This is a genomic window from Carboxydothermus islandicus (assembly GCF_001950325.1).
GTDB classification, from domain to species: Bacteria; Bacillota; Z-2901; order Carboxydothermales; family Carboxydothermaceae; genus Carboxydothermus; species Carboxydothermus islandicus.
This window is the reverse complement of record NZ_BDJL01000003.1, coordinates 41,165-55,494: the sequence shown is the minus strand read 5'-3', so window position 1 is coordinate 55,494 and position 14,330 is coordinate 41,165. Positions and strand designations below refer to the sequence as shown.

The 14,330-nt window shown below is 43.6% G+C and carries 14 protein-coding genes; all 14 read left to right on the top strand.

Going from position 1 to position 14,330, the window contains the following annotated elements:
• Positions 1–38 precede the first annotated feature (38 nt).
• The 14 genes from ciss_RS01230 to ciss_RS01165 all read left to right on the top strand — a co-directional run bounded on the left by ciss_RS01230 (position 39) and on the right by ciss_RS01165 (position 14,258).
• Entirely contained in the window at positions 39–1,373 is a 1,335-nt protein-coding gene (locus ciss_RS01230) for an AAA family ATPase (protein WP_075864507.1), read from the top strand.
• Positions 1,374–1,455: 82 nt separating this feature from the next.
• Positions 1,456–1,902 carry an RrF2 family transcriptional regulator gene (locus tag ciss_RS01225; RefSeq protein WP_075864506.1) on the top strand — a complete coding sequence of 149 codons (447 nt, stop codon included), beginning with the start codon at positions 1,456–1,458 and terminating at the stop codon, positions 1,900–1,902.
• Between the two features lie 22 nt (positions 1,903–1,924).
• The gene (gene nifS / locus ciss_RS01220; RefSeq protein WP_075864505.1) at positions 1,925–3,106 is read left to right on the top strand and encodes a cysteine desulfurase NifS; all 1,182 of its coding nucleotides are present in this window, start codon (positions 1,925–1,927) and stop codon (positions 3,104–3,106) included.
• Between the two features lie 2 nt (positions 3,107–3,108).
• Positions 3,109–3,486: a Fe-S cluster assembly scaffold protein NifU gene (gene nifU / locus ciss_RS01215; RefSeq protein WP_011345084.1), complete on the top strand. Its 378-nt coding sequence runs from the start codon at positions 3,109–3,111 to the stop codon at positions 3,484–3,486.
• 38 nt (positions 3,487–3,524) lie between these two features.
• Positions 3,525–4,622: a tRNA 2-thiouridine(34) synthase MnmA gene (mnmA, locus tag ciss_RS01210; RefSeq protein ID WP_075864504.1), complete on the top strand. Its 1,098-nt coding sequence runs from the start codon at positions 3,525–3,527 to the stop codon at positions 4,620–4,622.
• An 85-nt stretch (positions 4,623–4,707) separates the two neighbouring features.
• Positions 4,708–5,514 (top strand): lipid II flippase Amj family protein, encoded by an 807-nt coding sequence (locus ciss_RS01205; protein ID WP_075864503.1) that lies wholly within the window; start codon positions 4,708–4,710, stop codon positions 5,512–5,514.
• Positions 5,515–5,692: 178 nt separating this feature from the next.
• A complete protein-coding gene (locus tag ciss_RS01200) occupies positions 5,693–7,282 on the top strand; it encodes a diguanylate cyclase (RefSeq protein ID WP_075864502.1) in 1,590 nt (529 codons plus the stop codon).
• Positions 7,283–7,491: 209 nt separating this feature from the next.
• Positions 7,492–8,097: an FmdE family protein gene (locus tag ciss_RS01195; protein ID WP_075864501.1), complete on the top strand. Its 606-nt coding sequence runs from the start codon at positions 7,492–7,494 to the stop codon at positions 8,095–8,097.
• Positions 8,098–8,111: 14 nt separating this feature from the next.
• Entirely contained in the window at positions 8,112–9,218 is a 1,107-nt protein-coding gene (locus ciss_RS01190) for an iron ABC transporter substrate-binding protein (RefSeq protein ID WP_075864500.1), read from the top strand.
• Between the two features lie 12 nt (positions 9,219–9,230).
• Positions 9,231–10,274 (top strand): FecCD family ABC transporter permease, encoded by a 1,044-nt coding sequence (locus ciss_RS01185; RefSeq protein WP_075864499.1) that lies wholly within the window; start codon positions 9,231–9,233, stop codon positions 10,272–10,274.
• Positions 10,275–10,292: 18 nt separating this feature from the next.
• Positions 10,293–11,066: an ABC transporter ATP-binding protein gene (locus tag ciss_RS01180; protein ID WP_075864498.1), complete on the top strand. Its 774-nt coding sequence runs from the start codon at positions 10,293–10,295 to the stop codon at positions 11,064–11,066.
• A gap of 101 nt (positions 11,067–11,167) precedes the next feature.
• Positions 11,168–11,869, top strand: coding sequence for a DUF1287 domain-containing protein (locus tag ciss_RS01175; RefSeq protein ID WP_235837217.1), 702 nt, complete (start codon positions 11,168–11,170; stop codon positions 11,867–11,869).
• 14 nt (positions 11,870–11,883) lie between these two features.
• Entirely contained in the window at positions 11,884–12,618 is a 735-nt protein-coding gene (locus ciss_RS01170; protein WP_088775846.1) for an ABC transporter ATP-binding protein, read from the top strand.
• Entirely contained in the window at positions 12,615–14,258 is a 1,644-nt protein-coding gene (locus ciss_RS01165; RefSeq protein WP_075864496.1) for a hypothetical protein, read from the top strand. Before ciss_RS01170 ends, ciss_RS01165 begins: the two co-directional genes overlap by 4 nt.
• The last annotated feature ends 72 nt before the right edge of the window (positions 14,259–14,330 follow it).

Sequence of the window (14,330 nt, the reverse complement as noted above, 5' to 3'; positions counted from 1 at the left end):
AGCGCATTTTTTTATTTTGCGGTCGGAAGGGGAGTTTTATGGATTTGTGGGATACTGCCAAAAATAGATTGAATAAGGAAGCTCCTTTAGCCTATCGCATGAGGCCGAGGAGTTTGGACGAGTTTGTAGGCCAGGAGCATATCTTGGGTGAAGGTAAGCTGTTAAGACGGGCAATTTTAAGTGACCGGCTTGGTTCTTTAATTTTTTACGGTCCCCCCGGAACGGGTAAAACTACCTTAGCAAAAATTATTGCTTCTACCACCAAAAGCGGCTTTGAAAGTATAAATGCGGTGACTTCGGGGGTTGGGGAAATAAGAGAAGTAATAAAAAAAGCGAAGGAGCGGGAAAAATATTATGGCGAAAGAACTGTTTTGTTTATTGATGAAATCCACCGCTTTAATAAAGCCCAGCAAGATGCGTTATTACCCGAAGTGGAAGCTGGAACCATAGTGTTAATTGGGGCAACCACCGAAAATCCGTATTTTGAAGTAAACGCCCCCCTTTTATCCCGTTCCCGGATTTTTGAGTTTAAACCATTAGAGCCGGAACATATCCGGGAAATTGTGAGAAGAGCCCTTGTGGATAAGGAACGGGGGCTTGGCGAGTATAAGGTGGAAATTACTGAAGAGGCCCTTGACCATTTAGTTACCATGGCGGCGGGAGATGCCCGGGCGGCGTTAAACGGTATTGAACTTGCGGTTTTAACTACCCCTCCCGATGAGGACGGAGTGCGGAAAATTACCGTTGAAATTATCGAGCAATCGATGCAGAAAAAAGCTATCGTTTACGATAAAGAAGGGGATAATCACTACGATACGATCTCAGCCTTTATTAAAAGTTTGCGCGGTTCTGACCCGGATGCGGCGGTGTATTACTTGGCCCGGATGCTGGAAGCCGGTGAAGATCCGCGATTTATTGCCCGAAGATTAATTGTCCATGCGGCGGAAGATGTGGGGCTTGCCGATCCCATGGCTTTAAATGTGGCGGTAGCGGCTTTTCACGCTTTAGAATTTGTGGGAATGCCCGAAGCAAGATTACCGCTGGCGGAAGCTGCTATTTATATTGCCTGTGCGCCAAAATCCAATGCGGTAATAAAGGCTATTGACAGGGCACTTTCGGTGGTAAGGAAAGGGGAAAATGGCCCAATTCCCCAGCATTTAAGGGATGCCCATTATGCCGGAGCTAAAGAATTGGGAAGAGGGAAAGGTTATAAGTACCCTCACGATTACCCGGGGCACTTTGTCCTTGAAGATTATCTACCGGAGAATTTAAAAGGTCAGCGTTTCTACGAGCCTTCCGATTCGGGTAAGGAAGCCCAGATAAAACAGCGGTTGATGGAATTGTGGGGAAAAGTAAAAAACTTTACTAAATAAATCGGAATTCTTGACATCTGTTTAAGTAAGTGCTAAGATGTTTTTGAAAGTAAAGTAATTTACTCGGAATTGGTGGTGAACCATGCGACTTTCAACCCGGGGACATTATGGCCTAAAGGCAATTTATGATTTAGCTTTACATTATGGGGAAGGGCCGGTTCCTATTTCAGAGATTGCGCGACGTCAGATGATTTCTGAGCCTTATTTAGAGCAGCTTTTTTCGGTACTGCGGAAAGCCGGCCTAATTAAAAGTGTGCGGGGGGCTCAGGGAGGTTACCTTTTAAATCGCCTTCCCGAAGAAATTACCGTGGGGGAAATTGTGAGAGTCCTGGAAGGGCCCATCGCACCGGTGGAATGCGTTTCCGAAAATGTGAAAGAAGCTTGTGACCAGGCGGATGCTTGCATTTCGCGCGTGGTTTGGGCCAAAGTGCGGGATGCTTTAAATAAAGTACTGGATTCCATAACTTTAAAAGACATGATTGAAGAAGCCAAAAAAAATCAAAACCAAAATTTAATGTATTATATTTAATCTCAGTTAGGGGGATTTATCTATGGAACGAATTTACCTGGATCACGGGGCTACTACTCCTTTAGCCCGGGAAGTATTGGAGGAAATGATGCCCTATTTAACCGAGAAGTTTGGCAATCCCTCCAGCATTCATGCTTTTGGACGGGAAGCACGAAAGGCTATCGAGGATGCCCGGGAGAAAGTCGCCAAGGCGATAAACGCTTCCGATCCCGGAGAAATAGTGTTTACCGGAGGGGGAACGGAAGCGGATAACTTAGCAATTAAGGGTATTGCCCGGGCTTATAAACATAAAGGAAATCACATCATAACTTCGGCAGTAGAACATCATGCGGTTCTGGATGCGTGTTTGGCTTTACAAAAGGAAGGATTTGAAGTAACCGTTTTACCGGTAGACGAATACGGAATGGTATCGGTGGAAGATGTAAAAAAAGCTATTACTGACAAAACAATTCTGATTACCATTATGCATGCCAATAACGAAGTTGGTACCATTCAACCGATTGCCGAAATAGGAGAAATTGCCAGGGAAAAGGGGATTTACTTTCATACCGATGCTGTCCAAACGGTTGGTAAGATACCGGTGGATGTAAAAGAGTTAAAAGTTGATTTATTATCCCTTTCGGCCCACAAAATCTACGGACCCAAAGGGGTAGGGGCTTTATACGTAAGAAAAGGATTAAAGCTTGAGCCCCTCGCCAATGGCGGAGGCCAGGAGAGAAAACGGCGCCCCGGAACCGAAAACGTAGCGGGCATTGTTGGCCTTGGAAAAGCAATTGAGCTTGCTGTTGCCGAAATGCCGGAGGAATCGGCAAGATTAACAAAATTACGGGACAAGCTCATTAAGGGAGTTTTGGATAAGATTCCCTATGTCCGGTTAAACGGGCATCCTACCAAGAGACTTCCCCATAATGCTAATTTCAGCGTGGAGTTTGTGGAAGGAGAGTCAATGCTTTTAATGCTGGATATGAAAGGAATTGCCGCTTCCAGCGGTTCCGCCTGTACCTCCGGGTCCCTGGATCCATCCCATGTTTTGCTGGCCATGGGAATTCCCCATGAAGTGGCCCATGGTTCGTTGAGGCTTACCTTAGGTAAAGCCAATACCGAAGAACAAATTGATTATGTGCTGGAGGTTCTTCCGGGAATTGTAGAAAGATTGCGGGAGATGTCCCCGCTTTATAACCAAAAAATTTTGGGGGGAGAATAATTATGATGTATAGCGAAAAAGTAATGGATCATTTCACCAATCCGCGGAATGTGGGGGAGATCCCCGATGCGGATGGGGTCGGGGAAGTAGGTAATCCTTCCTGCGGCGACATTATGCGGATTTACATTAAGGTAGATGGGGATAAAATAACTGACGTCAAGTTTAAGACCTTTGGCTGCGGGGCAGCTATCGCTACCAGTTCTATGGTGACCGAGATGGTTAAAGGAAAAACTATTGAAGAAGCGATGAAAATTACCAACAAAGCTGTAGCCGATGCCTTGGATGGGCTACCTCCGCAAAAAATGCACTGTTCCAATTTAGCTGCCGATGCCTTAAAAGTTGCAATTGAAGATTATTTAAAGAAAAAAGGGCAAAAATAAGAAAGCGGTAGATTACCGCTTTCTTTTCTTGGGAAGGAGTGGACGTTATAGGTAGAAAAAAAGTACTGGTGGCCATGAGCGGAGGAGTTGACAGCTCCGTTACCGCAGCTTTGTTGCTCGAGCAGGGGTATGAAGTAGTAGGGGTTACCATGCAAATCTGGGACCCCAAAATTGAGGTTGTCGGAGAAGAATACGTGGGCTGTTGCTCAATTTATGCGGTTAATGATGCCCGTCGGGTAGCAGACCGACTGGGGATACCTTATTATGTCTTGAATTTCCGGGAATTGTTTGAACGGAAAGTAATAGACTACTTTACCGAAGAATACCTGCGGGGGCGCACTCCTAATCCCTGTATTGCCTGTAATCGCTATATTAAATTTGATGCTTTGTTAAAAAAAGCCTTAAGCCTTGGGATGGATTACATGGCCACCGGTCATTATGCCCGGGTAGTTTACAAGAAAGATATAGGTAAATACGGACTATTTCGCGGTGTAGACCGGAAAAAAGATCAGACCTATGTTTTATACAATCTTACCCAGGAAATGTTAAAAAGGTTATTACTCCCGCTCGGGGAATATACTAAGGAACAGGTGCGGGAGCTTGCCCGGAAGTACAACTTAGTAACGGCAGATAAACCGGAAAGTCAGGAAATTTGCTTTGTACCGGATAACGACTACCGCAAGTTTCTCAAAGAGCGCCGGGGAGAAGATATTAAACCGGGTAATTTTGTGGATGTAAACGGGCGAGTTTTAGGTCAGCACCAGGGTTACCCCTACTACACTATTGGCCAGCGCAAAGGGCTGGGCCTGGCTTTAGGAAAACCGTATTATGTGGTTGATATTAGACCGGAAACCAACGAAGTGGTTGTCGGGGAAGCAGCGGAGATTTTCAGCCCGGGCTTGGTTGCTTCGGATTTAAACTTCCTCTGGTTTGATGAAATACCGGAAAGGTTTGAAGCCCAAGCTCAAATTCGGTATAATGCCAAACCGCAGCCGGCGGTGGTCGAGCGTATAGGGGAAAACCAGGTAAGGGTAACCTTTAATGAACCCCAGCGGGCAATTACTCCCGGACAGGCAGTGGTATTTTACCGGGGTGATGAACTTTTAGGCGGGGGAACAATAGAAAAGCGCTTATAGCGGGCAATATTTTTAGCCCGCTTTTTTCTTTAATAGCCGGTGTTTAAAATGCTATAATAGAAAAAAATAATTTAAGGAGATAACTATGGAATTTACCAGGATTGCTTTGGTGGTTTTTTTAACCTTAATTATCCATCTGATAGATACCTTGTCGTTTGCGGCCCGGATAGCGGGAATTAAAACTAAAAAATTAGCTTTAGCGGGTTCGGTTTTTAATATTATTGTCCTGGTGTCGAGAACTTCGAATATGATTCAAGCACCCCTTTTGGGTAGCATCGTGGAAATTGCTTTGCTTAAACATGATTTGGCCGGGTTGGAAATGGTTTTTCGCTGGGTACTCCTTGGAGCAACCGCCGGAACCTTGATTGGGGCAGTATTAATACCTACCTTTATAAATTTTTTTACTATAGCTTTAAATAAATTGGATGAAGTTGGTTCCGTTCCCAGGCTAATAATTGTGACTTTGCGGCAGCGGAAAACCCAGGCTATAAAGGAAAATATTCGGGGTGTTCCTCTTCAATCGGTAAAAAATCTTGCCCGGGAGCGAATGCCGTATAAAATCCTTTTATTAAACCTTATCATAACCGGTATTTATACCACCGGTGTTTTATCGGCAATGTATGCCGGAGTTTTAAACCCGGAGTACCGCTTAACTGCCAGTCAGCTCTCCGGTATTATCAACGGTTTTGCCACGATAGTTCTGGTTTTACTGGTTGACCCGTATTCGGCAATGGTAACCGATAGGGTATTAAATGGGTCTTTACCGATGGATTCGCTGAACCGGCTTGTGCTGGCTTTATTAATAAGCAAATTTTTAGGAACTCTTTTAAGCCAGGCCCTGTTAATTCCCGCCGCCTGGATTATCCTGTATTTCACCCGGCTGATTATTTAATTTTTCCTATAACATTTTTCTATATCTTTAAGCCGGCTAAAAAAGCCGGTTTAAATTTTTTGCCAAAAGTTGCAGGATAATGTTAAGTTATGGCGAAATGTATAAGTAAGGATTATAGCACAATAAATGTAATTTATTATAAGAGGAATTGAGTCCTTTATCCGAAAGGATGAAAAACATGACTGCTCTTAAAGATCAACTTATCCGGATGGTGAAAGAACTTTCCGAAGAAAAGCTTTCAGCGCTGGAGAGATATTTAACGGCCCTTGAAAGGGGGGTAAATCTGTTAGAAAAGCTTTATTTATATGAAAAGATTATTGATTCCTTACCCGATGCTACTTTAGCGATTGATAAATATGGGCGGGTGATTGTCTGGAACCAGGCGATGGAAGAAATGACCGGGGTCAAGAAAGAAGAGATTTTGGGAAAAGGCGACTACATATATGCCGAGCCGTTTTTTGGGAAAAGAAAGCCTATTTGCGTAGACCTGGTGCTTGGCAATTATGGTGAAATTGGTATAAATGGTTATGAAAAATTAGAAAAAAAAGGTAGGGTGATTGTCGGTGAAGGGGTGGCGCCAAATGCTTATGGAGGAAAGGGAGCCTGTTACTGGACTTTGGCGGCTCCCATTGAGGATGATGAAGGCAATTTGTTAGGGGCCGTCCAGTGTGTTCGGGACGTAACCGAAAAGAAAATTATGGAAAATGAATTAAAATATTGCAGTACCAGAGATGTGTTAACTGGTCTTTATAATCGAGCATTTTTTGAAGAAGAAGTAAAACGGATGGAAAAAGGTCGGGAATACCCTATAAGTGTCTTGATTTGTGATTTAGATAACTTAAAAGCGGTAAATGATATGTTTGGTCATGATAAGGGAGACTTATTATTAAAAAGGGTTTCTGAAGTATTGAGAAATGGAGTAAGACAATCGGATGTAGTAGCTCGAATTGGTGGCGATGAATTTGGCATTCTTTTGCCCGGTACTTCAAGAGAAGCGGCTGAGGAAATTGCCGGCAGAATCCTGGAAAAGATAGGGGAGTATAATAAGCTTCACCCCGATTTACCCCTTAGTTTATCTATAGGCGTCTCAACCGCTTCACAACCGGGGGCTTCCCTCTGGGAAACTTTGCGGGAAGCGGACGATGCGATGTATCGAAATAAACTTGCCAGTGGTAATGATGCACGGGTGGCGCTGGTTAAAGCTCTAAAAACCGCTTTAATGGAAAGGGATTTTCACAATACCGAACGGATGAAAAAAGTTGCTCTTACATTTGGTGCAGCTTTAAAATTACCCCGGGAGGAGCTGGATAAGCTTGTCCTTCTGGTGGAGATGCATGATATAGGCAAACTGGGGGTTCCGGAAAATGTTTTAAATAAGCCTGAGCCCTTATCGCCTGAGGAAAGGCGGATTATTGAGCGCCATCCAGAGATTGGTTACCGAATTGCTTTGACTTCGGGGGAACTTTCAGCTATAGCCCCCCTTATTTTACAACACCATGAACGCTGGGATGGGAAAGGTTATCCCCAGGGGTTAAGGGGCGAAGAAATTGCGTACCTGAGTCGTATTATGGCAATTATTGATGCTTATGATGCGATGTTATCCCAGCGGCCTTATAGACTACCGCTTGCGCGCAAAGAAGTATTAAAGGAACTTTTAAAAGGTTCCGGCACTCAATTTGATCCGGACCTGGTTAAAGTGTTTGTAAGCTTGGTTTTAAAGGAAGAGGATGTTTTTGAAGAGCGCAATGTAAAAGGTGAAGTTAGTTGATAAGGGGGGCAAAATGTGAAAAAAATAATTAATCTTGAGGCAGGAAAATTATTTTAAATGTCGAATATTTTTGTTGAAAAGACCTACCAGAAGGTAGGTGGTTAAAAGTTTTTTAAGGCAATTAAATAGGATGAAAAAAGCCGCGAAGCTGGCTGCTGAAGCAGCCCTTTAGCGGCTTTTTTATTTAGCAAAAATAGGAGGGATCGTTGGTGTGTAGAGTAGTTACTGACTGGGAACGGGTGGTGGAATTCCACGGGCATGTCTGCCCGGGACTGGCCATTGGCTACCGGGCGGCTAAATTAGCTTTGGAACGATTTTTGGAGAAAGGCGGGAATTTGGACGATTTATACGTCATTACCGAAAATGATGCCTGTGGTGTGGATGCCATTCAGGTGTTGACCGGATGTACATTTGGCAAAGGACGGTTGATTTACAAAGATACCGGCAAAATGGCTTATACCTTTGGCAGTATATCCTGGGGCAAGGGAGAACGCCTGGTGGTACGAGGTGAGCTCTGGCAAAGAAGTTCGGACCAGGAAAAATTATTTAATAAAATTTTAGAGAAAAAAGCTACGGAAGAGGAAAGGAAGCGTTTTTCAGAGCTTCAAAATAAGCGGGCGGAAGAAATTTTAACAATGCCTTCGGACCAGTTATTTAAAATCCAGGAAGTTCCTTTTAAGGTTCGGCCGGTAAGAATTTTCAAAAGCTTAACTTGCAGTAAATGCGGAGAAAGTGTGATGGAGCCTAAAGCCCGGCTTTACCATGGGGAGATAGTTTGTAAAGACTGTTTTATTGATTATAAAGTTTGTGAATAAAGGGGGAGGGTAAAATGCAAAGGGTGCGTAATTTGGGCATTTTTATTTTGATTTTAGCTTTAAGTATAGGGTTAACTTATTTTGGTGTAGGTTCAAAAACGCAAGCGGCTACAAAAAAAGTTACGACCAAGACCATAGTGGTTACTGATTTAGCCGGGCGAAAAATTACCATAAAGCAACCGGTAAAAAGGGTTGTTGCCATAGGACCGGGAGCTTTACGTTTGGTGAGTTATGTGGATGGGGCAGCACGGATTGTTGGGGTTGAGGAAATTGAAAAAAAACCCAACGCTAAACCTTATATCCTGGCGTATCCACAACTTCAAAAATTGCCTACCATTGGCCAGGGAGGACCGGATACCCAGCCGGATCCCGAAAAGATTTTAGCAGTTAAGCCCGATGTGATTTTTGTCGTCCAGCTTTTGGATAAGGCAGGAGCAGACCGGCTCCAGCAGCAAGTTAAAATTCCAGTGGTAGTTTTAGATTACGGTCAAGCAGGGTTTTTTGACGATACAGCTTTAAAATCAATAAATTTAATTGGAAAAATTTTAGGGAAAGAAAAAAGAGCACAGGAAATTCAAAATTACGTCCAAAAAATTAAGAGTGATTTGGCAAAACGTATAGGTAATGCAAAAAGCCCGAAAGTTTATGTTGGGGCGGTAAGTTTTAAAGGAGCCCGGGGCTTTGAAAGTACTCAGGGTTCCCATCCAATTTTAAAAATGGTTAAAGCCCAAAATGTTGCCGATGGCTTGGGGAAACAGGGAGCAATTACCGTTGACCGGGAGCAAATTTTACTCTGGGATCCAGAAGTAATATTTATTGATGCGGGCGGACTTTCCTTGGTAAAAGACGATTATGTTAAAAACAAGAGTTTTTACCAAAGTTTAAGGGCATTTAAAAACAATAAAGTATATGGACTGCTTCCTTACAATTTTTATAACACGAATATTGAAACCGCCTTTGCCAATGCCTACTATGTAGGTAAAGTCCTTTACCCGGCGGCTTTTTCAGCGATTGACCCGGCTAAAAAAGCCGATGAAATTTATAAGTTCTTTTTAGGAAAGCCTTTGTATCAGGAGTTAAAGAAAAAGTTCGGAGGGTTTGGTCCGCTGAATTTTGATTAGTGGGAGAGGAAAATGAGGGGAAAAACCTATCAAAGCTATCTCTGGCAAAAAGTTTTGTTTTTACTGGTTCTTTTAGTAATTTTGAATATAGCGATCGTCTTTGCTCTTAATGCCGGCAGCATGAAACTTGGTTTTTGGGCTGTGGTTAAAGGAATTTTGGGGAAGGGTCCGGACGCCTTAAAAACGGTTATCTGGGAAATTCGCCTGCCGCGGGTAGCGGGAGCGGTTTTGGCCGGTATAGGACTTGGCCTTGCCGGAAACGTGCAGCAAGTTCTCTTAAAAAATCCTTTAGCGTCTCCCTTTACCCTCGGGATCTCCCAGGCGGCCGCTTTTGGGGCCGCCTTTTCCATCATTGTTTTAGGTGCGGGAAGTTACCAGACGGGAGCGGAAGCTAAAATATACTATGCTAATCGGTACTTGGTGAGCTTGACGGCTTTTATCTTTGCCCTCCTTACATCCCTTATAGTTTTGTGGTTGGGAAAAGTGAAAAAACTTGCCCCGGAAGCCATTGCGCTGGCGGGGGTAGCCATCGGTTCCCTTTGGGCTTCTGGAACCACTTTGCTTCAGTATTTTGCCGATGAGTTAAAGCTTGCGGCGGTGGTTTTTTGGAGTTTTGGGGATTTGGGCCGCCTGGGGCTGGAAGAAGTAAGGTTACTGGGAGTAGTGATAAGTTTAGCTTTTATTTACTTTTACTTAAACCGCTGGAATTATAATACTCTAATAACCGGTGAAGAAGGAGCAAGGAGTTTGGGCGTTGATCCCAATAAAATTCGTTTCTGGGGAATGCTGATTTCTTCTGGCATTGCAGCAGTGATAACTTCCTTTTGTGGCATCATCGGCTTTATTGGACTTTTAGCTCCCCACATGGTGCGACGGGTCATTGGCAATGACCAGCGGTTTTTACTGCCCGGAGCAGCTTTATTGGGCGGGGTTTTACTGCTATTAGCGGACACCTTTGCCCGCACGGTAATTTCCCCGGTGATTTTACCGGTGGGTGCGGTAACTTCCTTTTTGGGAGCACCTTTGTTTTTATACCTCTTACTTCGGGGAAAATAAGTTAAAAGGGGGAGGCGAATGCTTTTAGAGGTAGCTGGTGTATCTTTTAATTATCCTGGCAAAGCAGTGCTTAATAATGTAAGCTTTAAAGTTGCTGAAGGGGAAATATTAGCGATCTTGGGCAATAACGGTGCAGGTAAATCAACTTTATTAAAATGTTTAAGCCGTAACCTTAAAATTAAAAAAGGGGCTGTGTATTTGGAAGGCCAGGAGATATTTCGAACCAATCTTCGGTGGTTTGCAGGTAAAGTGGGATATATGGCTCAGCGCCAGGAGGTAAGCCGCTTGACCGTGTTTGATGCAGTTTTGGTGGGGAGGAGGCCTCATATCCGGCTCGATGCAACGCAAAAAGATCTGGAAGTGGTGGAAGAGGTTTTAAAGATTTTGGAAATGGAAGAGTTTGCTTTACGTTTTCTTGATGAGTTAAGCGGCGGTGAGTTACAAAAAGTGGCAGTGGCCAGGCTTTTAGCCCAGGAACCGAAACTTCTTCTTTTAGATGAACCGACCAGCAATTTGGATCTAAGACATCAGTATGAAATCCTGAAACTTTTAAAAAAGTTTGCCCGGGAACGGAAGATGACCGTAATAGCCATTCTCCACGACCTTAATCAAGCGTTACGCTTTGCCGATAAATTTTTACTGATAAAAGATGGCGAAATTGTGGCCTTTGGTGATGAAAAAGTATTGAGTACGGAAAACATTTACAAAGTTTATGGTATTAAAGCTTTAGTCTACAAAATTAATAATGTTCCGGTGGTAATCCCGCAGGAGTTATTGATTGATGCCGGCTAAAACGCCGGTTTTATTTGTGCCTTTTTTCCGCGAGGATTAGAGGAATTTTAAAAACCGGGACGAATTTATAAAAAATAACCAAAAAGCTGGAGATGACAGCCGTGGGTCCAAAATTAAAGGGGATTTTGTTGCTTATTGTTTTAGGATTAGGAATTTTGTCATTTATTTATAGAGATGGTGCTATTTATAAATATCTTTACTTAACTGTAAAAGCCCAGTTTTCGCCCCGGGTGCGGGTAGAAAAGGTGATACTTAAACACGACCAGGATGGCGATGGGATTTATGACTTGGATGATATAGTTCAGGGAGCCCGGAAAGATGTGGCCAATAAGCCCCGTTACCGGAGCGCTTATTATGCAGGAGGCTATCCTCCGGATAACGAGGGGGTCTGCACCGATGTCATTTGGCGGGCGTTTAAAAATGCAGGTTATAATTTAAAGGCGATGGTCGATGAAGATATTAAAAATAATCTTGAGGCTTATCCCCGGGTAGGGGGAAAACCCGATCCCAACATTGATTTTCGCCGGGTGCCCAATTTAGATGTGTTTTTTCGCCGTCATGCCCAGATTTTAACTACCAAACTTATCCCCGGAGATCCGGAGAACTTAAAAGAATGGCAGGGGGGAGACATTGTAGTGTTTAAAAATCCCCAGCATATAGCGATTATCTCCGATAAAAGAAGGCGGGATGGGGTGCCTTATATTATCCACAACGCTGGACCCTACACCCGGGAAGCCGATGAACTATTGCTGTGGCTCCCCGGTATTGTCGGGCACTACCGGTTTCCCAGGGTTAAGAGTTAGTATTACCGAGGGGAGTGGTTTATATCATCCGTTTAAAAAATATTTCCAAAGCTTACGGAGGGGGAAAGGTCCGGGCGGTGGATAATTTAAATCTTACGGTACCGCCGGGGGAGATTTTTGGATTTTTAGGCCCCAATGGGGCGGGGAAAACTACCACCATAAAAATTATGACCGGAATTCTGTCGCCGGACACCGGGGAAGTGGAGTTATGTGGGGTTGACCTTTTAAAAGAGCCCCTTCGGGCTAAGAGAAAATTCGGTTATGTGCCGGATACTTCGGAAATTTTCCCCAGGCTTTCCGGCCTTGAATTTTTAAATTTCGTGGCCGATGTGTATGAAGTCCCGGCTAAGCTCAGGGAAGAAAGGATTCGCCCCCTTTTAAAACTTTTTAGCCTGGAAGGGGCGATAAACGATAGAATTGGCAGCTACTCCCACGGGATGAAGCAAAAACTTCTGGTGATTGCTTCGCTGGTCCACGACCCTGACATCTGGATCTTGGATGAGCCGATGACCGGCCTGGATCCGGAGTCGTCTTTTAACTTAAAAAAGCTTATGCAGGATTATGCTGCCCGGGGTAAAACGGTGTTCTTCTCTACCCATATTTTAGAAGTGGCGGAAAAGCTCTGTACTACTTTAGGGATTATTAAAAAAGGGAAATTAATCTTTACCGGAACCATGGAAGATCTAAAAACCCAGAAGCAGGAAGATAAAAGCCTGGAAGAACTTTTCCTGGAGCTGGTGCGGTCATGAGAAAAACTTTGCAGTTAATAAAAGTTTTGCTGGCGGTTCGGCCTTTTTCCTATTATCGGCAAAATCCCAAAGAATTTTTAAAAGCTCTTGGCTTTATCGTCTTGATCCTTTTCTCTCTGTCGGGCCTTTTTTCCATGAACGTTGTTTTTTATAAAAATCTTTTCCAGGCTTTAAAGCCGGTGAATCTTGAATCCACCGTGCTGGCCCTGGGAGCGGTAAATACCGTTTTAATTATCTTAGCTCTGGGAGTAATAGCGATCCTCTCAGGTTATTATTACGATGGAGCGGAGTATCTTTTGGCTTTGCCGTTGAAAGGAAGAGAACTGTTAGGGGCGAAAATACTGGTAAATTATTTTTACCACCTTCCCATAGCCGTACTTTTCTTCGGCATACCTGCCGGGGTTTACGGTTATTTTGGCGGGGAGGGCTTTCTTTACTGGATTACTGCTATTTTTAATTTGTTTCTTTTACCTGTTTTACCCCTGACCTTGGTCTTTGCCTTTTTTGTGTTGATTTTTCGAAGCTTTTCTTTTGCGGGGAAGAAAGATTTTCTGATGTATTTAGGTGGTGTAATTGGCCTTGGGGCAGCGGTACTTATCCAAAAATTTTCCAATACCGTGCAACTGGCCGAGAAAAATCCGGGAGTGCTTGTCGCAAAATTTTCCGACCCCAACCTTATAAACCTGAAGCTTTATAAGATTTACCTTCCGGCCTTGCTTACGGTGAAATCTTTAACCGGAGAGGATGTTACTATAAAAGCTTTTTCCCTGGGGGCTAACATTATTTTTAGCCTTGGCCTTTTAGCTTTAGGCCTTTATACCCTGGGATGGGCTTACGAAAAGAGCTTAAAAGTGGGGGCGGAAGGGGGCGGTGGACGCCGGAGGGTAAAAGGGGAGTTAACTTTTACCCCAAAACCTGTCTTTATTTCAAACCTTTTGCGGGAAATACGGCTTATGAACCGCGAACCGGTTTATTTCTTAAACGGTCCGCTTGTTATTATTATCATACCCTTTGTTTTTGGTATTTCCTTTTATTTTCAGGGAATTGCAGGCTTAAGTGAAATTAAAAAGTTTTTAGGTAACAAAGCTCTTGAGAATTATTTTTTAGCCGGCCTTTTATCCCTTGGGGTCTTTTTGGCTGCGGCCACCAACATCACCTCTACTGCCATCTCCCGGGAGGCCAAAGAGCTTTACTACCTTAAAAGTCTTCCGGTCTCAGAAAAAACCTGGCTTTTAGGGAAGCTGGCCCACGGGTATGTATTTGGGATAATAGCTTCGTTTTTCGCAGTAGCAGGGGCGTATTTTTTGGGTGTTTCGGGATTTAAGGCATGGTTTATTTTACCGGCAGTGCTATTAAGCGCTTTACCGGTTCTGGCAGCCGGGCTTTTACTTGACTTAAAGCGGCCCTATTTAAACTGGGACCACCCGCAAAAAGCTTTTAAGCAAAACCTCAATGCCACGGTAGGAATATTTTTACCTTTTATGCAAATCGGCCTCTATTGGCTTTTTCTCTTGAAATTTAAGCTTTCCTTTTGGCCATGCACCGTGGGTTTTGCCGGACTCTCTTTTCTTATAGGACTTGGAGTGTTATTTTATACCTTAAAGGATGCTCAGAGCAGCTTTTTAAAGCTCGAAGTATAAAGATAGGGACAGTCCCCAAAATTATACTTTAAGTATAAAAATAGGGACTGTCCCCAAAATTATACCAAGAAG